The organism is Agrobacterium tumefaciens (assembly GCA_025560025.1).
Lineage (GTDB): Bacteria > Pseudomonadota > Alphaproteobacteria > Rhizobiales > Rhizobiaceae > Agrobacterium.
In genome coordinates this window covers 1785289-1809073 of the sequence record CP048486.1, presented here as the reverse complement: position 1 = coordinate 1809073, position 23785 = coordinate 1785289, and the positions used below count along the sequence as shown (strand labels likewise).

Genomic DNA, 23785 nt, shown 5'->3' with positions numbered 1-23785 from the left:
AAATGCACACAGGGCATAAAATTGCTGCGCGATTTTGCTCTAACCCGCCTGCTTGATCCGGCTTTCGATCAGAAGACCGCTTTCATCGAGAATTGGATGGGCGACGGCGGCGATATGGGCGTTGATGCGTTTCAGATCGCGCAGCATGTCGAGATGCACGGAGCTTGTCTGGATGCTGTCGGCCCGGCCATCGCGCAGACGCTGGAGATGACGGTCCGAAGACTGCTTTTCCAGTCGCCGCACATCCTCCTTCACCTCGACCAGCCGGCGGGCAAGATCGGCATTGCGGGTTGCGAAAACCGATTGCGCCATGCGGATATTGTCGAGCGTGATGGAGAAAAGACGCTCCAGTTCGCTTTTGCCGTCATCGGAGAAGCTGAGACCGAGGTCGATCTTCTTGGCGATTTCCGGGCGGATACCCTTCTCGATGATGTCGCCGATATGTTCCAGATTGATGGCATATTCGACGATATCCATCGCGCGCCGCTGGTCCTTCTGGCACAATCCATCCCGGCCAACCTTGAGGACATAGACCTTGATGGCGTGCTGGATACGATCGACCCGACCTTCCAGCGCGCTGATATCATTGAGTTTCGAAAGATCGCTGTCGCGCATGGCGTCGCTTGCCTGACGCAGCATGCGCTCGATCAGGTCACCGACCAGCATCACTTCGCGGCTCGCCCCGGCAAGAGCCGCAACCGGCTGGTTCAGATCGTGCGTGTCGAGATAGCTGCGGCTGCTTTCGGCTCCCTCTTTTTCCGGCAGCAGCGCGGTCGTCACCCGCAGCAGCAGGGGCGATAGCGGCCATGCGATGACGGCAACCGTGAGGTTGAAGATGAGATGCGCATCAACAGCAAGATTGGCGTGCGAGAAAGGCGACATGTCGAGCAGTGCCGCGCCATACCCCGCAAGCGGCAGGGCTGCGACACAGCCGGTCGTGCGGACGATGAGGTTGCCGAGCGCCACCCGGCGCGCCGCAACCGGCGCCTTCAGCGTTGCCAGCACCGGCGGAACCGCGCCGCCGAGATTGGCGCCGAGCACCAGCACGATGACAAGGCTCGTTTCGATGCCGCCGCTTGCCGCAAGCGACAGGATGAGAACGACGATGGCGAGGCTGGAGGACGCCAGCACGGCCAGTACCGCCGAAAAGATCAATGCAACCGGCCAGGCATTGCCAAGCATGGAAATGAAGAGGTTCAGCGACTGCGACTGCCGGATGGGATCCGTGGCCGCCGAGAGAAGATGCAGGGAAAGCAACATCAGACCGACGCCGGCAAGGGCCGCACCCGCGCCCTGTCGCTGCACCGATTTTCCGCGCAGCAAAATGACGCCGGCAAGGATCAGCATGGGCGACAACCAGCCAAGCCCGAGTGCGACAATCCACGCCGTTGTGGCGGTGCCGACATTGGCGCCGAGCAGCACGATCTGCGCCATCGCCGGAGCGATGAGGTCTTTTTCGACGAAGGAGGCGACCATCAGCGCCGTGGCAGTCGAACTCTGCAGGGCGATCGTCGCCACGAGGCCGGCGATGAAGGAGCGAAACCCGCCGCGGGTACCGGCCGCCAGCCCGATGCGAAGCCTGGCGCCGAAAGCGCGGGACATCCCTTCCTTGATCTGCCCAAGGCCGAAAAGCAGCAGGGCCACCGCACCGAACAGATTGATGCTGACAACGACCGATTCCACTAGATCACCTCGCCTGTCCTGCCTGCCGCCACTCTTCCCGGAGGGGCCGCTGAGATGCCCCGTTCACATCGCCGATTGCGGCGAAAAAATCTTCGTATCACACCGCCATGGATTGACGTTGCGGTGTGAGACGCAGTTCCAGATGCTGCGAACCGCCTTCGGCACGCTCTAGAAACAGCCCGAGGGCGCCGAAGAAGATTTCGATAAAACTCTTGACCGAACCGTCGTGATGATCGGGCTCGCGGCCAAAACGCGCCGCCAGCACCCGGTAAAGGGAAAGCCGTTGAGGCTCGATATGCGCAAGCGCCAGGCCCGCGCCCTGACGCAGGCAATACCAGTCGGCAATCAGCTCGAACATCGGCAGTCCGGAGGACAGGACGGCATCATGCGGGGCAATATTCTGCTCTCCCAGCAGGCCGATAACCTCCGATACGGTTTTATCCGCAATCGCCGCCACGATCCCGGCTGGCCACTCCTTTGTGAAATAACGATGCCTGATCAGCGCGCGTTTATGGCCAAGCAGGAAATCACCGTAATCGCCCGCCGCAAACGCCGCATCCTCATCCTCGCCCGCAAGTGCGGTTTCCTGCGCATAACCCCGGCAAATGCGATCGTTGATCGGCAGGGCGGCCATTTCCACCGTTTCGACGGAAACTTCGTGCTGCGAAGGATGCACAATCTTGAAGGCGGGCGGAAAGGCGACCAGGGACGGCACGGCGATATTGGTGAGCGAGGTTTCGCCCTCCCCGCGGCGGGTCACACCTTCCACATGCAGATGCCCGCTAAAATGAAGTTTAAGCCCGGCCTTGATCAACGCATCCTCAACTGCCTTTCGAGGCGTGCGGCGCACGACATTGGTTTCGCCGAACAGCGCGCTTTCGGCACCGCTTGCGCCATCGAAGGGATCGAGCGCCGGATAGTGGGAGAAACCGAGCAAGGTCTTGCCGAGCGCCTCCGCCCTCTCACGCACATCGGCAATCCAGTCGATGATGAAGGGTTTGCTGCGCAAGAGCGCATTCCAGCCGCCGGAGGTGCTGTCGGTGAAGGCTGATTCTTCACCCCTCTCGAAAGTACCGTCGAGCGGTTCGAAAATATTGGCGTCGATCATCAGCAGCCAGAGGCCGGGTTCCGGCTCCACCAGATAGGAAGCGTCCATCAGCTGGTAGACATTGCGGCCATCGGGCGAGCGCACCTCGTAGAGGCGGTCTTCCGCCGCATCGGAAAGCCCGAACGGTGTTTCCCAGTGCAGGTAGTCCGGCCGGCGGAAATAACCGAAGGCCGCCATTGGCTCCAGGCCCGCAGGATAACCCTCGCAATACATCCGGTCGCTGATCACGACCCGTTCGCCGGCCCGCCGCGCATCGCTCGAAACGGAAAGGCATTTGCCGTTCTCCGTCAGGAACTCCTTGGTATGGTGCCGGCCACGCGGGCCGAAAATATCGTGATTTCCGGGCAATGCATAAAAGGCGGTGCCATGGGCATTGCGATGGTGCTCCAGAATACCCTTCAGCGTCTCGGAGGTCGCCCGCTGGCCGTCGTCGGTATAGTCGCCAAGCAGCACCACGTGGCGAATGCCGCGCTGCCGCACCTCTTCGAGCGCGGCATGCAACGCATCGGCGCTTTCGTTGAAAACCCGGGTGGATTCGCGCGTATCCGACCAGCTGCGCATGGTGATGCGCTCACCACCGATCTCTATGCCGGGGAAACCGAAATCGGCCGCCGTGTCATGAAAATGGGCATCGGCAATGACGGCGACGGAGGGAAGCGTGCGTTTCAGCATGATTGAACAGTCTTTCTGCCCTCGACCATGTCAATCCAGTCGGAAGCACGGCGGGCTGCGGCATAGAGCATAGGTTTCGGCGTCTCGAACCATTCATCCGGGCGCAATTCCCGCTTCGTGCGGATCACGGCCAGTGCATCGTCAAGTGTGGGATAGAGATGCGGCTGCTGCTTGTGCAGGAAGAGCGCGACCAATGATACGGACCGGCTGCGGCCGCTGCGGCAATTGACGAGCACATTGCCACCATCGGGGAAGGGATAGGTTTCCCGCTTCGGCATGGTCTGGCGAAGCGCACCGTCGAGGATGTAGTAGGCCCCCAGCATCATGGTGTCGGGGCTGCCTTCGCCATCGATGAGACCGAGCTTGTAATAGCGGATATCGCCATAACCCACGGCACGCCTGTCGCCCTCTTCCGCCGTTGCCTGCACGAGATTGATATCCAGATTGACGGCGCAATTAACGACGGTGGTAATGCCGTGCCGGCGCAGGAGCCCGAGATCGCTCGCACCATCGCTGCCGCCGATATAAAGCGCAGCATTATGCGGGCCGAGCCCTTTCGCAATCAGGCTGATCGCAGGCCGGGCATAAACGGGTCCATCCATGTCATTCCTCCACATACACCAAGCACCCTTCACGGAAGGGTGCCCGTCTAAATTCACGCCGATAGGGCCTGCTGCCGATCCGAAGGCTGCCGCTCTGCCAATGGTATCTTCGATGCCTGGCTGACGCCGCTCGCAACGCCGCCAGCTGCGGCCAGCACCGGCCCACCATCTTCAAGACTACCAATCTCCAGGAAGGGGCAGACATCGCCGCCAGCTTCGCTGACGAGTAACAGTCCCGCAAGACAATCCCATGAATTCATGTGCAATTCGAGATAGGCATCGGAACGGCCATCGGCAACATAGGCAAGCGCCAGCGCGCCGGAACCGGCACGGCGCACATTGGTGCCCATATCGAGCAGGTTCTTGACGACATCGAGATAGGTGGCATTGGCTATACGCGTCGACCAGCCCATTTCGATTGATGCCGCATCGAAACGTTGCGTTTCCGCAACCCGGATCGGCTGCCCGTTGCGTGTCGCCCCCTCGCCGCGGCGGGCGAAATAAAGCTCGTTGAGCGCGGGATTGTAGATCGCGCCGATTTCGGTTCGCCCATTTTCAACATAGGCGATAGAAATGCAGAAATGCGGTATGCCACGGGCGAAGTTCGCGGTGCCGTCCACGGGATCGACGACCCAGACACGGTCGCCGATTACACCGCCGCCCTCCTCGCCAAAAAAACTGTCATTGGGAAAGCAGGCCGAGATCGCACCGCGAATATGCGCTTCGGAGGCAGCATCCGTCACCGTCAGAAAGTCCTGCGGACCCTTCATCGAGAAGCTGCGCGTCGCCTCACCCTCAAAGCCTTTCAGCACCAGTTCGCCTGCGGAAAGAATAATGCTGCGGCACAGTTCGGCACGGGCTGCCAACGTATCCGGATAGGGCATCAGGTCCATGCGAAATAACCATCTCTAGAAAGATTGAACACGCGTTCATATTGCACGCGCGTTCAATCTTTTCAAGCATGATTTTTGAGGGAATTGGCTCAATCAAATCAAGCCCAACAGATAATATCGCTTTGAAACGTTATTCCGGTTTGGTGACACCGGATTGACGGTGCTTATGCCATTTTGGCACGATGCGGATGGAACGGTTTCGCCATGCACGAGTTCCTGTCCTGTAACCCCAAGCAGGAGAAAGAAAAGTGGATCACACCAATCATGTACGCCTCGTCAAAACCGAACTGGTTTCGTCCGTTCTGGAAGGCGCGACTGTTTATGGCGCGGATAACCACAAAGTCGGCAAGGTCGATCATGTCCACGGCGTCGGCGCTGGCAGCACCGCGATCATTGATGTCGGTGGCTTTCTCGGTATCGGCGCAAAGCCCGTCGCAGTACCGCTCAGCGACCTCGATTTCATGCGCGACGAGGACGGTGATGTCCACGCGGTCACCTCATGGACCAAGGACCAGCTCAAGGACATGCCTGAGCACCGCCACTAATCTTCAGGAAAAGCCCGACAAACAGCCGGGCGAAGAATAACGACAAGCCTCTCCCCGTTCGGCCTCGTACCGAAGATTTAGGGGGAGAGGTTTTCGGATTTTATTCGCAAAATTTGCGAGACGCGGCCGTTTCAGACGGCAAGGAAACCGCCGTCGATGGGCAGTACGGCACCGGAAATCATGCTGCTATCATCCGACAGAAGCAGCGCGATACTTTGCGCAACATCTTCGGCCTCGGCAAAGCGCTTCAAGGGATGGCGAACCATCATCGGTTCGCTCTTGGCCGGATCGTTCCACGCTTCCGCAGCCAGTTCCGTCAGCGTGATGGTTGGCGCGACAGCGTTGACACGAATGCCATGCGGACCGAGTTCCTTGGCGAGAACCCGCGTTGCACCTTCAAGTCCGGCCTTCGACGCCGCATAGCAGAGGTGATCCTGAAAACCGCGGTGACCGGCAATGGAGGTGATGTTGACGATCGCACCGCCGCCACCCTTCGCAACGCGGGCACGGGCGAATTCCTGGCAGGTAACGAGAGCGGCGCGCAGGTTGATGCCAAGCACGGCCTCATAGCCTTCGTCGCTCATATCGAGCACGCTTTCGAGCACATTGATGCCGGCGCTGTTGATCAGGAAATCGCACGGCCCCGCCTCGATCATGGCCGCCCGCGTTGCGGCCACATCGGCGAGATCGACGCGGATCGAACGGCCGCCGATTTCGCTTTTCAGGCTGTCGAGATCGGACTGCGTGCGGCTGATCGCCACGACTTCCGCACCGCGTGCAGCCATCAGCTGCGCACAGGCGCGGCCGATTCCTTTTCCTGCGCCGGTGATGATGACGGATTTTCCGGAAAATTGCATGGAATCCTCGTTATTTAGCGGCCAATACGGCCGGATGATCTAAGCTTGTGACGCGTTTCAGGAACGGCTGGCGGAGCGAATGGCCCGCGCCGCATTCTGGAGCGCCAGAAACGCGTCGTACCGCGACTGATGAACCTTTTGAAAAGCAGGATCGGGCGAAGCACATTTGGCAATCCGCGACATGGCGGGCATCGCTGCCATCAGATCCGGATAGGTTCCGGCGGCAACGGCCCCAAGCATCGCAGATCCGAGAAGCACCGGCTCTTCGCATTCGGTGAGTTCGACCGGAAGGCCAGTCGCATCGGCCAGCAACTGCCGGGCAAGCGGATGAGCGCCGGCCCCGCCGCTGACACTGATGGTTTCCACCGGCGCGCCGTTGCGGGCCTGCGTTTCGATAATCTGGCGAAGCCCGTAACCGAGGCCGAGAAGGCCCGCCACATAAAGCGCGACGAGCGAATCCACTCCGGTCTCCATGCCATAACCGGCAATGACCGCGCGGGCATGGGGATCGGCAAAGGGCGCACGGTTGCCGAGAAATTCCGGCACCACATGAAAATCCTCGGCGATCTCAGCTGCGGCGGAAGCGGATGCTGCAAGGCTGAGCGCGCGGTCGGCAAGCCACACCGCCAAGGCTTTGCCTTCCTTCTCGGCAAGCACCTTCGCCTCGGCAAAAGCGGGGTGCAACTGCACCAGATAATCGATGGCCGCACCGGCGGCAGACTGGCCCCCCTCATTCAACCAAGCGCCGGGCACCATGGCGGAATAATAGGGCCCCCAGACACCCGGCACGAAGGCGGGTTCGGCGGTGGTCGTCATGGTGCAGGACGAGGTTCCAAAGACATAACCGAGGCATCGCGATGCATCACCGCCCGCAGCCACCGTGCCAACGCCACCGGCATGCGCATCGATAAGACCTGCCGCAACCGCCGTGCCTGCAACCAGCCCCATGGCTTTTGCCGCATCTTCGGTGAGGCCCGCGCCCAATGCCGTACCGGGATGGACGACGCTTTCACCGATGCGACGGAAGCCCTGCTCGGCGAGATCGCCAAGCCCGATGTGGTTGAAATATTCCGCATCCCAGCGGTTTTCATGGGCAAGATAGGTCCACTTACAGGTTACCGTGCAGGCGGAACGATCAAGCGCGCAGGAAGCCTTCCATGTCAGAAAATCCGTCAGGTCGAAGAAGTGCTCGGCGCGGGCATAGATATCCGGTCGGTTTTCACGAAGCCACAAAAGCTTCGGCGTCTGCATTTCGGGAGAGATGCGGCCACCAACATATTTCAGGACGGCATGTTCGCCGGCATTGATGCGTTCCGCCTGTTCAACGGCGCGGTGATCCATCCAGACGATGATATCGCGTTCGGGATGATCCGGCGCGCCAACCGGCAGGGTCTCATCATCCGGTCCACGCACCACCAGCGAGCAGGTGGCATCGAAACCGATGCCGGCAACTTCGGCCGGATCGATACCGGCGCGGGAAACGCTTTCGCGCACGCTGTCGCAAACCGCCTGCCACACCTCACCGCTCGATTGTTCGGCAATGCCGCCATCCTCGCGGTGCATGCTGATCGGGCGTTTGGCGGTGGCGAGAAGCTTGCCCGCGACATCGAAGACACCGGCCCGCGCCGAGCCTGTCCCGACATCGACGCCAACAAGGTAGGAAGCCATTTGCGATACTCCTCGGAGGGGATCATCCGGTGCTTGAACGATGTGGAGCGGCTGGACCGGTTCCGATTTTCCCAGCCGCCCCTGAAGTTTTTAGACGCGGTCGAAGTTGGTCGGCAGCACCAGCATGTCACGGATGGTGACGGTGCGCTTGCGCGTCAGCATGTAGATAACGGCATCGGCCACTTCGCTCGCATCGATAAGGCTACCCGATTCCTTGGCCTTGCGGAGGTTTTCCTCCGGCCAGTCTGCGAGAAGCGCGGACACGACCGGGCCTGGCGAGACCTGCGCGACGCGCACGCCATGCGGGATCATCTGGCGGCGCATGCCCTGCACGAAGCTGGTGATCGCCCATTTCGAGCCGGAATAGACCGGCTCCCAATAGGTCGGGAAATGACCGGCGATCGAGCAGGTGACGATGATATCGCCCGTCTTGCGCTCCGACATATGCGGCACGACGGCCTGCACATTCTTCATGACGGCGTTGACGTTGAGGTTCAGCATCTTGTCGATGGCTTCAGGCGTCGTTTCGGTCAGCTCACCGCCGATATAGGTGCCGGCATTGCAATAGAGAATGTCGATATGATCGACCTTCTCGAGGATTTCCGGGATCATGGCATTGCAGCTGTCGGCATCGAGCAGGTTCGTCACCTGCGGGATGGCGCGGTCGCCAAGCCTGGCGGCCAGATCTTTCAAGGCTTTCTCGTTCCAGTCGACCATGACCACGGTCGCGCCCTGTTCCAGAAGCGCTTCTGATGTGGCAAGCCCGATGCCGGATGCGGCACCGGTGATGACCGCGATCTTGCCTTGCAGCGATTCAGACATTTAATTCTCCTGCGTTTATGAAGATGTTTCCGGGCCGGCTCAGCGCCAATCGCGCCCGATATAGATGGCCAGCAGGATGATGCCGCCCTTGATGACATCCTGCAGATAGGGGTTGATGCCCATCAGGTTGAGGCCGTTATTGAGAATACCGAGCAACACCGCACCGATGAGCGTGCCGAGAATGAGACCCCTGCCGCCGGCAATCGCCGTACCGCCGAGAACGACGGCCGCAATGGCATCCAGTTCGAAGCCGACACCGGCATTGGGCTGACCACTCATCAGACGGCCGGTAAGGATGAGGGCCGCAAGTGCTGCTGTGACGCCCGAGATGCCATAGACGGCAAGTTTGACGCGCCGGGTCTTCACGCCTGAAAGGCGGGCCGCCAACTCGTTGCCGCCAAGCGCGTAGACGTGACGGCCGAAGGCCGTGCGCTGCAACAGCACCCATGCCACCGCATAGATCACCACCATGATGATGACCGGCACCGGAACGACACCGACGCGGCCGACGCCGAACCAGGAGATCCAGCTCGGAATGCCGCTGACCGGATAACCGCCGGAGTAGATAAGGCCGAGACCGCGTGCCATGCCCATGGTGGCGAGCGTGACGATGATGGCCGGCATCTTGCCCCAGGCGACAAGCGCCCCGTTAAAGATGCCGATGCCCAACCCGATGAAGAGGCCAGCCGGCAGGGCAACTGCGGGCGACAGGCCAGTATTCACCATGAGGCCGGCGGACAACGTGCCGACAAGCGCCATGACCGCGCCGACCGACAGGTCGATGCCACCGGTGAGGATGACGAAGGTCATGCCGACGGCAAGGATGCCGACGACGGACACCTGCCGCAGCACGTTCATGATGTTGTTGACGCTGAAGAAATTGTCGCTCGCAAGACCCATGAGGATCGATACGACAATCAGGCCCGCCAGCGGCAGGGCCAATGGTGAGCGCAGCAGGTTGCCGAGACTGAAACCGCCCGTTTTCGCGGCAACGCCGGTGTTTGCATCAAGCGACATGTTCAACCCTCCCGGTGGTGGCGTTTGTCATTATTGTTTCTGAATTGATGTCTGCGCCCTCGACGGTGGCGACGATACCGCCGGAGCGGAACACGCAGACGCGGTCCGACATGCCGATCACTTCCGGCAGCTCCGAGGAGATCATGATGATCGAATGGCCCTTCGCGGCGAATTCGCGCATCAGCGAATAGATTTCCGCCTTCGCGCCCACATCAATGCCGCGTGTCGGCTCATCGAAGATCAGCACGCGCATGTCGTGGTTCAGCCAGCGGGCGATGACGATCTTCTGCTGGTTACCGCCCGAAAGCGTGTCGACGCGGGCAAAGGGACCCTGCGCCTTGACCTGCACCTGCGCCATGGCCTTTGTCGTGTATTCCAGTTCCTTTTTGAGATCGAGGAACCAGTGGGCCTTGCGGTATTTGCGATAATTGTTCAGCGAAATATTCTGCAGGATGGAGAAGCTGGTAATCAACCCCTCCTCCTTGCGGCTTTCCGGCAGCAGGCCGATGCCGCGCATCAGCGCCTCATCAGGGCCGGAAAAACGCGTGTCCACGCCGTCAAGCTTGATCTTGCGGCGCGAGGCGGAATGCGCGCCCAGCATGGCGAGAACCGTTTCCGTGCGGCCCGAGCCGACAAGTCCGGCAAAGCCGAGAATTTCACCCTTGCGCAACGCAAAGCGCGAGACGGGGCCACCCTTCTTCAACTGCAGCTCTTCGACTTCGATCACCTTTGCGGCGGAAGGATCAAGCTGCGGCTTCGGCGGGAAGCTCGCTTCGATACGCCGGCCGACCATCATCTCGACCAGACGGTCATTATCGACCTCCGACGTCAGGCAGGAACCGATCAACTCGCCGTCGCGCAGAACGGTGATGCGGTCGCAGATCTCGAATATTTCCTCGAGGTGATGCGAAATGAAGATGATCGCCACGCCCTGACGCCGCAGCTCGCGCATGACCTTGAACAGGTGTTCGGTCTCGGATGGGGTGAGCGTCGCGGTCGGCTCGTCGAGCACGAGAATGCGGGCATCCAGCGACAGTGCCTTGGCGATTTCGACGAATTGCTGCTGGGCAACCGAAAGACGATGCACCGGCACGTCGAGCGGAACATCCACGGCCAGACGGCTCATGATCTCGGCCGCGCGCTTGCGCATGGCGCCCTTGTTCAAAAGGCGCAGCGGCCCGCGGATCTCGCGGGCAAGAAACATGTTTTCAACGGCATTGAGATAGGGGATCAGGCTGAATTCCTGAAATACGATGCCGATGCCGGCGGCAATCGCCTCGTCATAATTGGCAAAGCGGCGATCCTGCCCGTCGATGCGGATCGTTCCCTCCGATGGCTGCAAAATGCCGCACAGGATCTTCATCAAAGTCGACTTGCCCGCGCCGTTTTCGCCCAGAAGCGCATGCACCTCACCGGCGCGCGCCTCAAGGTCGACGCCGCGCAGGACTTCGATCTTGCCAAAGCTTTTTCTTATTCCATTCAGTTCCAGCATTTCACCCTCCTCAATGGTCGGGATTTAACCCCGCCCCCGTACAAGACGGGGACGGGGCCTGGGAGGAGTTCTTACCAGCTGAACTCGCCGGCGTTTTTGCTGTCGACGACCATGACGTCGATCGGCACTTCCTTCGGCACGACGCGGGCACCCCACTTCTGGGCAAGCGCCATGGCAAGGCCGACACGGACCTGGTCACGCGGGAACTGCGCGGTGGTTTCGATGAAAGGGCCACCGTCGGCAATTGCCTTCACCGCTTCCGGAGCGCCGTCAACCGAGGTCAGCTTGATGTCCTTGCCGGACCCCTGGATCGCAGCGAGTGCGCCCATCGCACCACCGTCATTCACCGAGAAGATACCGGCAAGGTTCGGACGCGACTGGATCATGTTTTCGACAACACCGAGAGCAACGGAGCGGTCCTGACGACCATTCTGCGTGTCGACCAGCTTGATGTCGGCGAATTCGGCAAGCGCTGCCTTGCAGCCTTCAACGCGCTGCAGGATCGGCACGACCGGAATGCCGTCGAGGATTGCGACTTCGCCCTTGCCGCCGAGCGCTTCACCGAGGTATTTGCACGACTTGTAGCCTGCATCACGGTTCTTGGAGCCGACGAAGGTATCGACCGGGCCATTGGCATTGGCGTCGACGGCAACGACCGTCACACCCGCAGCCTTGGCGGCATGCACGGCGGCTTCGATGCCGGCGCTGTCGGTGGGGTTCAGGAGCAGGATGTCGATCTTCTGCTGAAGCATGTCTTCAACATCGGAAATCTGCTTTGCCACATCATGACCGGCATCGGTGACGACGACGTCAGCGCCGATGCTTGCCGCAGCTTCCTTCAGCGCTTCCTGCATCGACACGAAATAGGGGTTGTTCAGCTCCTGAAAGGTCATGCCGATCTTCAGCTTTTCCTGCGCGAGCGCCGGAGCGGCCATCATTGCAATTGCGGCTGTCGCCATCAGCAGTTTCGATTTCATCGTCATTGTAACTTCCTCCCGTTTGGAAAGTTTGGGCAATAAGGGCCCGTTTCCGGACAGTCCTCTGCCCGAATTGGTGAAAATCCGTGATGTCTCGCTGGTTTAGTCCGCCATGACCGCCGCCTTCTGGGCCGCGAATATGGTCCGGAACCTCGATGGCGACATTCCCTTCAGCTTCAGGAAATGCCGGTTGAAATTCGAAAGGTTGGAGAAGCCCACATCATAGCAGACCTCCGCCACCTTCACCTCCTGATCCGCCAAGAGCATCTGGCAGGCAAGATCAATGCGTAACTGATTGCGATACCGCACCAGCGTCGTTCCCGTATGACGCTTGAAGGCACGGGAAAAGGCGCTCGGGCTCTGGCCCACCATGTCGGCAAGATCGATTTCCTCGACCTGCTCCGTCAGATGCTGGCGCAGATGCGACAGAGCGCGGTTGATACCGCTGTCACCGATGCCGGTCAGATCAAGTTCGTAGCTCAGGCTTGCCAGCACCTCGGAAGACGGCGCATTGACCAGGAGGTCGAGAATTTCCCAGAAAAGCGCCAGACGCGTCAGACCCTGCGCTTCGATCAACCGAAGAATCAGCGGGCGAACGCGGTCGCTCGTCTCGTCGTCAAACAGAATGCCGCGGCGGCTGCGATCCAGCAGCGCACGCACCACATCCATCTCCGACATGGAAGCGCAGGCATCCTCGATAAAGCTCTCCGGAAACTGGATCACGAGAGAGCGTGTCGGCACGATCTCGTCCGGCTCGATCTCGCTGATCCAGTTCTGGGGGAGATTGGGACCGGTCATGATGAGCTGACCGGGGCCGAAGCGACCGACGAAGTCACCGATATAGAACGTGCCTGAAGTCGCCACGACCAGATGAATTTCATATTCGGGATGGTAGTGCCAGCGCACGGTGCGGAACGGATAGCCATGCCGCCAGGCAGCGAAGGATTCGCCCTTGCGGATGTGCACCAGTTCCAGATCGGGCTGCATCAATATTCCTCCCTTCAGTCACGTCCGCCGCATTTACGGAGCAAAGCCATTCCTCTTTATGGCTCGTCCCAGGCGTTGACGGAGAGCATATGGCTTGCCGCGCATAGTTCCACATCATGCCGGGGAAATTGCTGATACTTTTTTGACTGTTTTTTGTCGGGAATTGAATAGTCCGATGCGGAAGGCGCCGACGATGGCCGCCGCCATGCCGAATTTCCTGCGCAATTTTGCGTGATACGCCCATATAATGCGCATGGAGCAAAAAGAGATGATGAATTTTTAGAGCGCGATCCACCTGTCACCGGCAGTTCGCGCTCATACTTTTCCGCAGGGTATTTGCCGCTCGATCATCAGCGGGCAATGAGCCGCAGCGACTTATTGCGGCATCAGAATTTGCAGTTTCACGTCCGTTTCCCTTGCCTCCACCGCGCGATCAAAACCGGCGATGCTGTCTTCAAAGGGAATGGTTGCGGAAATCAGCGGCTTCAGGTCAACCTTGCCGGATGCGATGAGGGCGACCGCCCGGTCATAGACATTGGCGTAGCGGAAAACCGTCTCCACCCGAAGCTCCTTGGCCTGCAGGCCGACAATATCGACCGGAACCGGATCGACCGGCATGCCGACGAGAACGATTGCACCGCCGGGCCGCGCCAGTTTCGCCATTCCGAGCACGGCAGGTGCAGCACCGGAGCATTCGAAGACGATATCGCAACCCCAGCCGTCCGTCGCAGCCGCAACCGCTTCGGCGAGGTTGTGCTCGCGGATATTGACGGTTTCGATCCCGTCATAGGCGGCTATGATATCCAGCTTCGGCTGGGCGAGATCGGCGACGATCACCTTGGCGCAACCGCCAGCCAGGGCGGCCAGCGCCACCATCATACCGATCGGGCCGGCACCCGTCACCACGGCAATATCACCGGGCTGGATGCGCGCTCTCAGCGCTGCCTGCATGCCGATGGCGAAGGGTTCGACCATGGCGCCCTCGGCAAATGAAACATTGTCGGGCAGCTTGTAGGTGAAGGCTGCGGGATGAATGACTTCCGGCGTCAGGCAACCATGGACGGGAGGGGTCGCCCAGAAGCTGACGGCCGGATCGACATTGTAGATGCCAAGCTTGGAGGCACGCGATGTCGGGTCGGGAATGCCAGGCTCCATGCAGACACGGTCGCCGGCCTTCAGATGGGTCACCTCGGCACCGGTCTCGACAACCGTTCCAGATGCTTCATGGCCAAGCACCATCGGCGCCTTCACGACGAAATGGCCGATTTTGCCATGGGTATAATAATGGACGTCCGAACCGCAGATGCCGACCGTATGGGTGCGGATGCGCACATCCTTCGGCCCGAGCTTGCTGGCAATATCAAACTCCCTGAGCGAGAGCTTTCCTTTTTCTTCGAGCACCAGTGCCTTCATCTCATTCTCCGTCGTTTGCGATACGCTTCACAGCGAATTCAAACAGCGTGATGTGGTGCAACTTCGGCAAAAGTAAACAGAAATCCGCCGGATCGGCCGGTTTTTCTTCACAGCGGAAAAACTGTATCGAGGGGGCCGGAATTTCTCATCATCCGCAACCAGTTGCCGCTTTTTCAAAGCGCGAAAAATGACGTGATTCGCCGGCACCCTTTAGCCCGCCAAACAAGCGCGCCGAGCCACCTACATCTTTTCGCCGGGCAACTGGCTCGCCTGCTTTACCCACTCGATGAACTGCGCTTCATCGAATGCGCCCTCGTGAATATCGAGGTAGCGAACTTTCTGTTGTTTGGAGGTGCCGGGCGGCATCGGCTGCAACGATGCGCCGTCGAAGAAGGTAACCTTGACGTATTTCGTAAAACAATGAAGGGCGAGAAACCAGACATCCCCCTCCCTCCCGTAAAAAGGCGAGTTCCACTTCACCGCCTTGTGTACGTCGGGAACGATGTTCTCGATCAATGCGTCGATGCGAGCTCCGAGAGCACTTTTCCACTCCGGCATGGCTGCAATATAAGCCTGCACCGGCGCATCGCCATAGCCTTTGGCAATCTGGGGATTGCCGCCCGAAAGGAGCTTCGGCGCTGCATCCGGATGTTTGGAGCCTGCGATACTGGCAGCTTTCTCCGATTTTCTGTCGACCATCACGCTCACCTCGTGCATTGACGATCACGCTGGCCATTGGGCCAGCGCGACCCCGCCAGAGCCAGGCAATGTACACATGGCCGTCAACACGGGCCAGCACGAAATCGAACTCAGCGCGCCTATGCAACCAGCACGAAGTGCCCTTCACCGGCCTCTTCGTAAACGCGCTTCGGCGGCACGTAATCGGCGGGGCGGAACGGGCTTTTGATCTCCTCATTGGAAATCCGCCGCGTCTGCCGGCGTGAAGGATCGGCAATCGGCACTGCTGCCATCAGCCGTTTGGTATAGTCGTGCTGCGGGTTTTCGAACACGGCCTGACGTGAGCCGATCTCGACGATCTCACCGAGATACATGACGGCAACGCGGTGGCTGATGCGCTCCACAACGGCCATATCATGGCTGATGAAGAGATAACCCAGACCGTATTTTTCCTGCAGGTCAAGCATCAGGTTGATGACCTGCGCCTTTACCGACACATCGAGCGCGGAAACGGATTCATCGGCGATCAACAGCTTCGGTTCCAGTGCCAATGCGCGCGCAATGCACACGCGCTGGCGCTGGCCGCCGGAGAACTCATGCGGGAAACGATCGGCCATCGAGGCGGAAAGCCCCACGCGTTCGAGGAGATTGCCGACGCGCTCATGGGCTTGCGAAGCGGTCGCCAGCCCATGCGCGATAATCGGTTCCGCAATCGCCTGACCGACACGGATGCGCGGGTTCAGGCTTTCAAACGGGTCCTGGAAGATCATCTGCGCCTGGCGGCGAATATCGGCAAGCTCACCCTTGCCGGCTTTCAACACATCCTTGCCGCCGATGCTGACCTTACCGGAGACGGGATCCGTCAGCCGGATGATCGAGCGGCCGGTGGTGGACTTGCCGCAACCGGATTCGCCGACAAGCGAGAGGGTTTCGCCCTGCCGCAGCTCCAGCGAGACGCCCTCGACAGCGTGAATGCGGCCGATCGTCTTGCGCAGGAAACCCTGCTTGATCGGGAAGCGCGTGATCAGATTGTCGACCTTGAGGATCGGCGGCGTATCCCGCTTGACCGTATCCTCCGTCGGCTTGACGGGCTCGATCTCGCCGGTCGCCATGTCCACGCGCGGGAAGCGCAGCGGCCGGTCCCTGCCGGTCATCGAACCGAGCTGCGGCACGACGGAAAGGAGCGCACGCGTATAGGGGTGGCTGGCGCCGGCAAATAGATCATGCGTCGTGCCGGTTTCAACCTGCTCACCGCGGAACATCACCACCGTGCGGTCGGAGATTTCGGCGACAACACCCATGTCGTGGGTGATGAAGAGAACCGACATGCCCTCCTCTTCCTGCAGGGTCTTGATCAGTTCGAGGATCTGCGCCTGAATGGTGACATCGAGCGCCGTCGTCGGCTCATCGGCAATCAGCAGCTTCGGGTCGCAGGCAAGTGCGATGGCGATGACGACACGCTGGCGCATGCCGCCGGAAAAATTCATCGGATATTCGTTGAGACGCGATTTCGCTGAGGGAATGCGTACCTTCTCCAGCAGCCGCACGGCTTCGGCTTCCGCCTGCGCATGCGACATGCCGCGGTGCTGCACCAGAACTTCGGTGATCTGCTGGCCGATCTTCAGGACCGGATTGAGCGATGTCATCGGTTCCTGAAAGATCATGCCAATGCGGTTGCCGCGGATTTTCTGCATGGCCTCGAGCGGGAGAGACAGAAGGTCCTTGCCCTCGAAATCGATACGGCCGGTCACCCGCGAATTACCGGGCGACAGAAGCCGCATGATCGACATGGCCGTGACGCTCTTGCCGGAACCGGATTCACCGACGACGGCGACGGTCTCCTTCGCATTGATGTCGAAGCTGACATCGTTGACGACATTGCGCCATTCGCCGCCGACGCGGAAGGCCGTATTGAGGTTTGAAATCGACAGGATCGGATTGGTCATTGGTGCGGTCATGGCATCAGCCCTCCCGTCGCGGATTGAGAATGTCGCGCAGGGCATCGCCGATCAGGTTGATCGCGACGATGAGCAACAGCAGGACGAGGCCCGGAAAGAAGCTGATCCAGTAATCGCCGGAAAGCAGATATTCGAACCCGTTCGAGATCAACAGACCGAGCGAGGGCTCCGTCACCGGCAGGCCGATGCCGAGGAAGGACAGGGTCGCTTCCAGCATGATGGCATAGGCGACGCGCATGGTGGCGACAACGATCAGCGGCGGCAGGCAATTGGGCAGAATATGCCGGAATAGAATGCTGCGGTCCGGCAGCGCCATGGAGCGGGCCGCATCCACATAGGCACGCTTGCGCTCCACCAGCGCGGAGCCGCGGATCGTACGCGCATAATAGGCCCATTGCGTGACCACCAGCGCCAGAATGATCTTGTCAACGCCCTGACCGAGAATGGCGAGGAAGATCAGCGCGATCAGAATAGCCGGGAAGCTCAGCTGAATGTCAACGATACGCATCAGGATGGAATCCAGCCGACCACCGGCATAGGCGCTGATTAGGCCGATGGAGGCACCGATGACGAGTGCAATCGCCGCACTCGACAGGCCGACGAGAATACTGGTGCGCAGGCCATAGAGAATGGCGCTGAACAGGTCGCGACCCTGCGTATCGGTGCCGATCAGATAGGTCAGACCCGACATGCTTTTCGAAAGCGGCGGCAGGCGGCCGTCCATAATGTCGAGCTGGGCGAGATCGTAAGGGTTCTGCGGCGCGATCATCGGCGCGAAAACGGCGGCGAGGATAAAGACCGTCACCAGCACGATGCCGATCAAGGCGAGCTTGTCATGCAGCAGCGCGTAAACGACTTCCCGGCCCGGCGAACGGGAGGTCGCGCGGGTGTCGCTGCTTGTGGCGGCGTGAACCGAAACGGTCGGGGACTTGCTGTCGGTCATCACGAATTCCCCTCAAGACGGACGCGGGGGTCGACCAAGGAATAAAGAATGTCGACCAGAAGATTGATGACGCTGAACATCACGACGGTGATCATCAGATAGGCAAGGATAACGGGGCGATCGAGAACGCCGATGGCGTCGATGATCAGCTTGCCCATGCCCGGCCATGCGAAGATCGTTTCGGTGACGACGGCGAAGGCAATCAGCGAGCCGAGTTCGAGGCCGATGACGGTAATCAGCGGGATCAGCGTGTTCTTCATGACATGCACGGTAACGATACGGCGCTCCGTCAGACCCTTGGCCCGGGCGAAACGGACAAAATCCAGCTGCATGGTTTCCATCACGCCGGCGCGGGTGAGACGGATGACGAGCGAAATCTTGAACAGCGCCAGATTGAAGGCCGGCAGCAGAAGATGGGACAGGCCGTCCAGCGTGAAGAGGCTGAGCGGCACGCCGAGTACGGACACGGTGTCGCCGCGGCCGGATGCCGGCAGCCAGCCCAGATAGACGCTGAAAAACATGATCATGACGAGACCGATCCAGAAGGTCGGCAGGCTGAAGCCGAGGATGGAGAAGGTCATGATCGACCTGGAGATGAGGCCCTTCGGCTTCAGGCCGGCATAAACGCCGAGTGGAATGCCGATGACGAGCGCCATGAACAGCGCAACAAAGGCAAGTTCCAGCGTGGCGGGCATGCGGTTCAGGATCAGCGTCAGCGCCGGCTGGTTGAACACGAAGGAATTGCCAAGATCGCCTGAAAGCGCGCGGGTCAGGAACAGCCAGTATTGTTCCCAGACCGGCTTGTCGAGACCGAAGGACTGGATGACCTGCAGCCTTTCAGCCGGCGTCGCGGTCGGGCTCAGCAACACGTCGACCGGATTGCCGACGAGGTAGAGGCCGGCAAAGACCAGAACCGACATGACGAGAAGGGTGAGCACGGTCTGCATCGACCGGCTTAGGATATATCCGCTCATGATCTTGAGCCTCCCGGTGTTTGTCCGCCGAGTGCTTCGCCGCCATGACGGGCGATGCGCTCGATCAGCAATTCGATGAAACCGGTCTCGTCAATATCGGTGACGACGGTGGCATTGGCCGCCCGGTCCATCTTCCTGTAGAAATCGGCATAGGTATAACCCATTGTCAGGCCTGTGACCTGTACGCCGACAAAAGCTTCGCAACTGGTGAAGAGTTCAGGGCGGATCAGCCACGCGATCGTGGTCGCATCGTGGATCGGCCCGCCCGGGCGACCGAAGCGTTTGACGTCGCTACGGTCAAAGGTGGAGAACAGGTTGAAGAGCGCACCACCCGCTTCACCGCCGGCGCGGAATCTTTCAAAATGTTCGGCCGTGAACAGCGCCTTGAACGTCATGTCGAGCGGCATCAGCACGATCGGCACACCAGACTGGAAGACGATCTCGGCGGCATGCGGGTCGGCGTAGATGTTGAATTCCGCCCATGGCGTGCGGTGGCCGAGCGCGGTAAAGGCACCGCCCATGGCAACGATCCGGCCGATGCCGCGCGCGACATCCGGATGCTGGACGAGCGCCAGCGCAATATTGGTCATCGGCCCGATGGCGCAGATGGTGATCTGTTCGCCGGCATCTACTGCGGCGCGTGCGGTTCGCACGATGAACTGCACCGCATTTTCTTCTTCCGGCACGACCCCGCCGGCCTTGACCAGCGCGTCATCGAAAGCGCCGATACGGGCATATTTGCCAAGCACCTGCTCGCGCACCAGCGGTCCGCCGGCACCGGCATAAACCGGTACGCCGCGCCTGCCGCTCAGGCCCACCAGCTTGCAGGCATTGACGACGGTGTCGTGCAGCGGCACGTTGCCGGCAACGATGGACAGGCCCAGAACCTCGATCTCCGGCGAGGCGAGCGCCATCAGGATGGCGGCGGCGTCATCGACGCCGGGATCCGCATCGATGATGACCTTATGCGCTTTCATGCCACCACCTTTTCGGCGTAACGTGACAGCCGTTCCAGGAAGAAGGCGATGACGCCCTCGGCATCAACCCTGGTGACGATGTCGGCATTGGGTTCGAGACCGCTCTTGCCGTACCAGTCGGCAATCGTCTGTCCCATGCAGAGTTCGCTTTCATATTCGACGAAGACCCGCGCCTTCTGTGTTTCGAACAGATGCGGCGCAAGGATATAGGCCATGACCAGCGGATCATGCAGCGGGCCGCCGCGCGAACCGTAGCGGGGAACGTCATTGCGGTCCCAGAAGGCCATCAGCTCGGCCAGCGTCTGCGAAATGCGACCGCTGACGCGTGAAAACTCGGTGACATGTTCCGGCTTCAGCATCACCTGATGGGTGGCATCAAGCGCCAGCGCGACAATCGGGATGCCGCTTGAAAACACAACATGGACGGCGTGCGGATCGGCCAGAACATTATATTCCGAGGTCATCGTGCGATTGCCGGGTTCGCGATAGGCGCCGCCCATCATCACGATACGCTCAATGCCCTCGGCGATCTGCGGCTTCATCCGCAACGCAACCGCAACATTGGTCATCGGGCCAAGGCAGCAGAGCGTGATACGCTCGCCCTTTTCAGCCGCCCCGCCCAGCGCTTCGATCAGGAAATCGACGGCGGACATGGTTTCCACCTTTTTGGCAGGCTCCGGCAGAACGGTGTTTCCGAGCCCGGTCTTGCCGTGGAACTGGCCATGGATCGGCTCACGCAGCATCGGGCGGAAACAGCCGGCATAGACCGGGATATCGGTTCGTCCACCAAGCTCGCAGACCTGCAGGGCATTGCGCACCGTCCGCTCCAGCGGCTGGTTGCCACAGACCGGCGTGATGCCAAGGATATTGAGTTCCGGCGACACGAATGCGGTGAGGAGCGCAATGGTGTCATCGATACCGGGATCACAATCGACGATGATCGAAATCGGCTTCATTCTCAAATGCCTTCAATGTGTGGTGTGGGATGGGAAAAAAACTCAGAGCGCGCCGACATCGCGCAGCACGTCGGCGATCTCCGCCCGCGCGGCTTCACTGAGCGGCAACTGCGGATGGATCGGCGCGCCAACGGCGAAACCCTGCAGCTCAAGCGCCGTCTTGATGCAGGCGGCAATCGAATATTTCGCGAAGATCTCGTTGACCTTCCACATCGGCCGCTGCATCTCCATCGCCAGCATCCAGTTTCCAGCCCTTGCGGCTTCATAGAGCGCGATGCTCTGCCGGGGCACGATACAGGCGGGTCCCGCCATCCAGCCCACGCCACCAATCATCATCACGCAGACCGGAATATGCGCGGAGGCGGCAAAGACCTGCATCCGTCCACGGGTTCGTTCGATGATGGAAAGCAGGCGGCCAGTATTGGTCGAGGCGTCCTTGATGTAGCTGACATTATCGATATGGCTCAGCCGCTCGATCACCGGGAGAGAGAGATCGGAACGCTGGAATTGCGGATTGGTGTAGAGCACCACCGGCCGCCCTTTGGCCGCTTTCGCAATTGCGGTGAAGTAAGCTTCCACACCCTCGTCGCTGACAGGGAAATAGGCTTCGAGAATGGCCAGAATGCCATCCGCCCCCGCTTCCACCATATATTCGGTCTGGGCCACCGCATCGGCGGTCGAGGTCGACGCCACGCCGGCGACAACGGGGACCCGGCCGCGATTGGCCGAAATCACCGTGTCGACGACGCAGCGTCTCTGCTCCTGGGAGAGATAGGCAAATTCGCCCGTGCTGCCGAGCGGCGCGAGGCCGTGAACGCCCTCGCCGATCAGATGATCCACCAGATCCGTCAGCACACCTTGCATCACCTTGCCGGATGCATCGACCGGCGAGACGAGATAGGGAAATACACCGCTGAAAGACATGGCGGATCGCTCCTTTTTCGGATCAGTTCGGCTTCACGTAGTAGGGAAGCGTGTAGCCGTCCGAGCGGCCGGCATAGCTGATGTCGCTCTTCACCGCCCATGTATTCGCCAGATAAAAGACCGGGATGACGCCGAGGTCACCCATGGCGACTTCGGTTGCCTTGCGCAGCAGTTCCTCGCGCTTGGCATCGTCAAGCGTCGCGCGCGCCTCATTCAGATCCTTGTCGAATTCCGGGTTGGAATAACGGCCGCGATTGCCCTGCCCCGCCTTCTCGCCATAGGTTTCGAGGATAGGCCCAAGCACGCCGGAGGCTTCGCCGGTTTCGACAGCGGCGCCACCCATGATGAAGCTGAATTCGAGGTTCGAGGCACGGGTGAAATAAACGCTGCCCGGCAGGGTCGCGACTTCGGTTTTGACGCCGACGCGGCTAAAGAACTGGCCGATCGCCTGCGCGACCTTGCTATCGTTCGGATAACGGTCGTTCGAGGCGTGGAAGGTCAGCTGGAAACCGTCGGGATAACCGGCTTTTGCCAACAGTTCCTTGGCCTTGTTCGGGTCATAAGCATCGACCTTGATTGCCGGATCGTAACCGAAATAACCTTCGGGAACGACCTGGCCGGCCGGAACGCCCTGTCCATCCATGATGCGGTCAACAAGTGCTTCACGGTTGATCGACAGGGACAGGGCACGGCGCACTTCCGGCTTCAGAAGCGGGTTCTTGCCATCCGGCCCCTTGGCGAAAGGCGATTCCTCTCGGGCCTGATCCATGTGCAGATACATTATGCGGTTGCCGGCAATATTGACGACCTTCAGCTTGTCGGATGCCTCAAGCCTGCGGGTATCGGCCGTCGGAATGCTTTCGATCATGTCGACATCACCCGAAAGCATGGCGGCAACGCGCGCGCTCGGGTTCTTGAAGACGCGGAAGGTCACTTTGTCCCAGGCAGCCTTTTCGCCCCAATAGGTATCGTTCCGGGCAACCACGACATTGTCGTCCGGCGACCAGGAGACGAATTTGAACGGGCCGGTGCCGATGACACCCTTGCCGGTATTCATCTCGCCCGTCGTTACCTTTTCCATTTCAGCCGGCAGAATGGCGATACGGCTGAGGTTGTTGAGCAGCAGCGGCGTCGGGCCGGCCGTCGTTATGCGCACGGTCAGCGGGTCGACGGCGGTGACCTCGGTGATCGCCTTCACATAGGCGGCAAACGAGCTTGGGCTGTTGGTCGAGGCCAAAGGGATGCGCTTGATGCTGGCAACCACGTCCTCGGCGGTAAAATCGCTGCCGTCGTGGAATTTCACGCCTTCGCGCAGCTTGAATTCCCAGGTCTTGTCATCGACGACTTTCCAGGAAGTGGCGAGTGCGGGCTGTATCTGCTGCTTCTCGTCCTGATTAACGAGGCCATCGAAAATATTGCGCGCCATCGCGCTGTTCGGGCCAACGACGTAAAATTGCGGATCCATGGACGTTGTCGAAGCGGAAAGACCAACGGTGAGGTCCTTTGCCTGACTTGCGAGCGGCATGGCGAAAACAGACGCTGCCAATGCGGCTGCGAAAGCAGAAAACTTCATGATGAGGACTCCTCCGGGTTGTTCCAGCGCGCACTCTCCCTGCGCGATCAAAAGGAGTTAACGCTT

Annotated in this window: 21 protein-coding genes; 1 reads left to right on the top strand and 20 read right to left on the bottom strand. The window is 60.2% G+C overall.

The window, feature by feature from the left end:
* Positions 1 to 39: 39 nt before the first annotated feature.
* From FY152_22205 to FY152_22190, 4 genes are all read right to left on the bottom strand, one after another.
* On the bottom strand, positions 40 to 1683 hold the full coding sequence (locus tag FY152_22205; protein UXS34809.1) for a Na/Pi cotransporter family protein: 1644 nt from the start codon (positions 1681 to 1683) through the stop codon (positions 40 to 42).
* Between the two features lie 97 nt (positions 1684 to 1780).
* Positions 1781 to 3463 (bottom strand): metallophosphoesterase, encoded by a 1683-nt coding sequence (locus FY152_22200; protein UXS34808.1) that lies wholly within the window; start codon positions 3461 to 3463, stop codon positions 1781 to 1783.
* Positions 3457 to 4065, bottom strand: coding sequence for a dual specificity protein phosphatase family protein (locus FY152_22195; GenBank protein UXS34807.1), 609 nt, complete (start codon positions 4063 to 4065; stop codon positions 3457 to 3459). The genes FY152_22200 and FY152_22195 overlap by 7 nt, the downstream gene beginning before the upstream one ends.
* Before the next feature lie 53 nt (positions 4066 to 4118).
* Positions 4119 to 4958, bottom strand: a complete 840-nt coding sequence (locus FY152_22190; GenBank protein UXS34806.1) for an inositol monophosphatase — start codon at positions 4956 to 4958, stop codon at positions 4119 to 4121.
* A gap of 248 nt (positions 4959 to 5206) precedes the next feature.
* Here FY152_22190 and FY152_22185 point away from each other — a divergent pair, with 248 nt between their 5' ends.
* Complete coding sequence (locus FY152_22185; GenBank protein UXS34805.1) at positions 5207 to 5503, top strand: PRC-barrel domain containing protein; 297 nt, start codon at positions 5207 to 5209, stop codon at positions 5501 to 5503.
* Positions 5504 to 5634: 131 nt separating this feature from the next.
* Here the strand turns inward: FY152_22185 and FY152_22180 are convergent, their stop codons facing one another.
* The 16 genes from FY152_22180 to FY152_22105 all read right to left on the bottom strand — a co-directional run bounded on the left by FY152_22180 (position 5635) and on the right by FY152_22105 (position 23719).
* Positions 5635 to 6360 carry an SDR family oxidoreductase gene (locus FY152_22180; protein UXS34804.1) on the bottom strand — a complete coding sequence of 242 codons (726 nt, stop codon included), beginning with the start codon at positions 6358 to 6360 and terminating at the stop codon, positions 5635 to 5637.
* Positions 6361 to 6417: 57 nt separating this feature from the next.
* Complete coding sequence (locus FY152_22175; protein ID UXS34803.1) at positions 6418 to 8028, bottom strand: FGGY-family carbohydrate kinase; 1611 nt, start codon at positions 8026 to 8028, stop codon at positions 6418 to 6420.
* Positions 8029 to 8118: 90 nt separating this feature from the next.
* Entirely contained in the window at positions 8119 to 8850 is a 732-nt protein-coding gene (locus FY152_22170; GenBank protein UXS34802.1) for an SDR family oxidoreductase, read from the bottom strand.
* A 39-nt stretch (positions 8851 to 8889) separates the two neighbouring features.
* Positions 8890 to 9867: a ribose ABC transporter permease gene (locus FY152_22165; GenBank protein ID UXS34801.1), complete on the bottom strand. Its 978-nt coding sequence runs from the start codon at positions 9865 to 9867 to the stop codon at positions 8890 to 8892.
* Complete coding sequence (locus FY152_22160) at positions 9857 to 11359, bottom strand: sugar ABC transporter ATP-binding protein (protein ID UXS34800.1); 1503 nt, start codon at positions 11357 to 11359, stop codon at positions 9857 to 9859. The genes FY152_22165 and FY152_22160 overlap by 11 nt, the downstream gene beginning before the upstream one ends.
* 71 nt (positions 11360 to 11430) lie before the next feature.
* Complete coding sequence (locus FY152_22155) at positions 11431 to 12342, bottom strand: ABC transporter substrate-binding protein (GenBank protein UXS34799.1); 912 nt, start codon at positions 12340 to 12342, stop codon at positions 11431 to 11433.
* Between the two features lie 96 nt (positions 12343 to 12438).
* Positions 12439 to 13323, bottom strand: a complete 885-nt coding sequence (locus tag FY152_22150) for an AraC family transcriptional regulator (GenBank protein ID UXS34798.1) — start codon at positions 13321 to 13323, stop codon at positions 12439 to 12441.
* A gap of 375 nt (positions 13324 to 13698) precedes the next feature.
* Positions 13699 to 14736: an NAD(P)-dependent alcohol dehydrogenase gene (locus FY152_22145; protein ID UXS34797.1), complete on the bottom strand. Its 1038-nt coding sequence runs from the start codon at positions 14734 to 14736 to the stop codon at positions 13699 to 13701.
* A 240-nt stretch (positions 14737 to 14976) separates the two neighbouring features.
* Positions 14977 to 15435, bottom strand: coding sequence for a DUF1801 domain-containing protein (locus FY152_22140; GenBank protein UXS34796.1), 459 nt, complete (start codon positions 15433 to 15435; stop codon positions 14977 to 14979).
* Between the two features lie 119 nt (positions 15436 to 15554).
* Positions 15555 to 17360, bottom strand: a complete 1806-nt coding sequence (locus FY152_22135; protein ID UXS35157.1) for an ABC transporter ATP-binding protein — start codon at positions 17358 to 17360, stop codon at positions 15555 to 15557.
* 16 nt (positions 17361 to 17376) lie between these two features.
* A complete protein-coding gene (locus tag FY152_22130; protein UXS34795.1) occupies positions 17377 to 18315 on the bottom strand; it encodes an ABC transporter permease in 939 nt (312 codons plus the stop codon).
* Positions 18315 to 19289 (bottom strand): ABC transporter permease, encoded by a 975-nt coding sequence (locus FY152_22125; GenBank protein UXS34794.1) that lies wholly within the window; start codon positions 19287 to 19289, stop codon positions 18315 to 18317. Before FY152_22125 ends, FY152_22130 begins: the two co-directional genes overlap by 1 nt.
* Positions 19286 to 20266, bottom strand: a complete 981-nt coding sequence (locus tag FY152_22120; GenBank protein UXS34793.1) for a nucleoside hydrolase — start codon at positions 20264 to 20266, stop codon at positions 19286 to 19288. The genes FY152_22125 and FY152_22120 overlap by 4 nt, the downstream gene beginning before the upstream one ends.
* A complete protein-coding gene (locus FY152_22115) occupies positions 20263 to 21222 on the bottom strand; it encodes a nucleoside hydrolase (protein ID UXS34792.1) in 960 nt (319 codons plus the stop codon). The genes FY152_22120 and FY152_22115 overlap by 4 nt, the downstream gene beginning before the upstream one ends.
* A gap of 42 nt (positions 21223 to 21264) precedes the next feature.
* Positions 21265 to 22146: a dihydrodipicolinate synthase family protein gene (locus FY152_22110; protein UXS34791.1), complete on the bottom strand. Its 882-nt coding sequence runs from the start codon at positions 22144 to 22146 to the stop codon at positions 21265 to 21267.
* Positions 22147 to 22168: 22 nt separating this feature from the next.
* Positions 22169 to 23719 carry an ABC transporter substrate-binding protein gene (locus FY152_22105; GenBank protein ID UXS34790.1) on the bottom strand — a complete coding sequence of 517 codons (1551 nt, stop codon included), beginning with the start codon at positions 23717 to 23719 and terminating at the stop codon, positions 22169 to 22171.
* Positions 23720 to 23785 lie beyond the last annotated feature (66 nt).

What these genes read in the sequence shown, in the direction of transcription:
- FY152_22200 (UXS34808.1), bottom strand. Translation starts at nt 3,463, where the DNA reads ATGCTGAAACGCACGCTTCCCTCCGTCGCCGTCATTGCCGATGCCCAT.
- FY152_22195 (UXS34807.1), bottom strand. Translation starts at nt 4,065, where the DNA reads ATGGATGGACCCGTTTATGCCCGGCCTGCGATCAGCCTGATTGCGAAA.
- FY152_22190 (UXS34806.1), bottom strand. Translation starts at nt 4,958, where the DNA reads ATGGACCTGATGCCCTATCCGGATACGTTGGCAGCCCGTGCCGAACTG.
- FY152_22180 (UXS34804.1), bottom strand. Translation starts at nt 6,360, where the DNA reads ATGCAATTTTCCGGAAAATCCGTCATCATCACCGGCGCAGGAAAAGGA.
- FY152_22175 (UXS34803.1), bottom strand. Translation starts at nt 8,028, where the DNA reads ATGGCTTCCTACCTTGTTGGCGTCGATGTCGGGACAGGCTCGGCGCGG.
- FY152_22170 (UXS34802.1), bottom strand. Translation starts at nt 8,850, where the DNA reads ATGTCTGAATCGCTGCAAGGCAAGATCGCGGTCATCACCGGTGCCGCA.
- FY152_22165 (UXS34801.1), bottom strand. Translation starts at nt 9,867, where the DNA reads ATGTCGCTTGATGCAAACACCGGCGTTGCCGCGAAAACGGGCGGTTTC.
- FY152_22160 (UXS34800.1), bottom strand. Translation starts at nt 11,359, where the DNA reads ATGCTGGAACTGAATGGAATAAGAAAAAGCTTTGGCAAGATCGAAGTC.
- FY152_22155 (UXS34799.1), bottom strand. Translation starts at nt 12,342, where the DNA reads ATGACGATGAAATCGAAACTGCTGATGGCGACAGCCGCAATTGCAATG.
- FY152_22150 (UXS34798.1), bottom strand. Translation starts at nt 13,323, where the DNA reads ATGCAGCCCGATCTGGAACTGGTGCACATCCGCAAGGGCGAATCCTTC.
- FY152_22145 (UXS34797.1), bottom strand. Translation starts at nt 14,736, where the DNA reads ATGAAGGCACTGGTGCTCGAAGAAAAAGGAAAGCTCTCGCTCAGGGAG.
- FY152_22140 (UXS34796.1), bottom strand. Translation starts at nt 15,435, where the DNA reads ATGGTCGACAGAAAATCGGAGAAAGCTGCCAGTATCGCAGGCTCCAAA.
- FY152_22135 (UXS35157.1), bottom strand. Translation starts at nt 17,360, where the DNA reads ATGACCAATCCGATCCTGTCGATTTCAAACCTCAATACGGCCTTCCGC.
- FY152_22130 (UXS34795.1), bottom strand. Translation starts at nt 18,315, where the DNA reads ATGACCGACAGCAAGTCCCCGACCGTTTCGGTTCACGCCGCCACAAGC.
- FY152_22125 (UXS34794.1), bottom strand. Translation starts at nt 19,289, where the DNA reads ATGAGCGGATATATCCTAAGCCGGTCGATGCAGACCGTGCTCACCCTT.
- FY152_22120 (UXS34793.1), bottom strand. Translation starts at nt 20,266, where the DNA reads ATGAAAGCGCATAAGGTCATCATCGATGCGGATCCCGGCGTCGATGAC.
- FY152_22115 (UXS34792.1), bottom strand. Translation starts at nt 21,222, where the DNA reads ATGAAGCCGATTTCGATCATCGTCGATTGTGATCCCGGTATCGATGAC.
- FY152_22110 (UXS34791.1), bottom strand. Translation starts at nt 22,146, where the DNA reads ATGTCTTTCAGCGGTGTATTTCCCTATCTCGTCTCGCCGGTCGATGCA.
- FY152_22105 (UXS34790.1), bottom strand. Translation starts at nt 23,719, where the DNA reads ATGAAGTTTTCTGCTTTCGCAGCCGCATTGGCAGCGTCTGTTTTCGCC.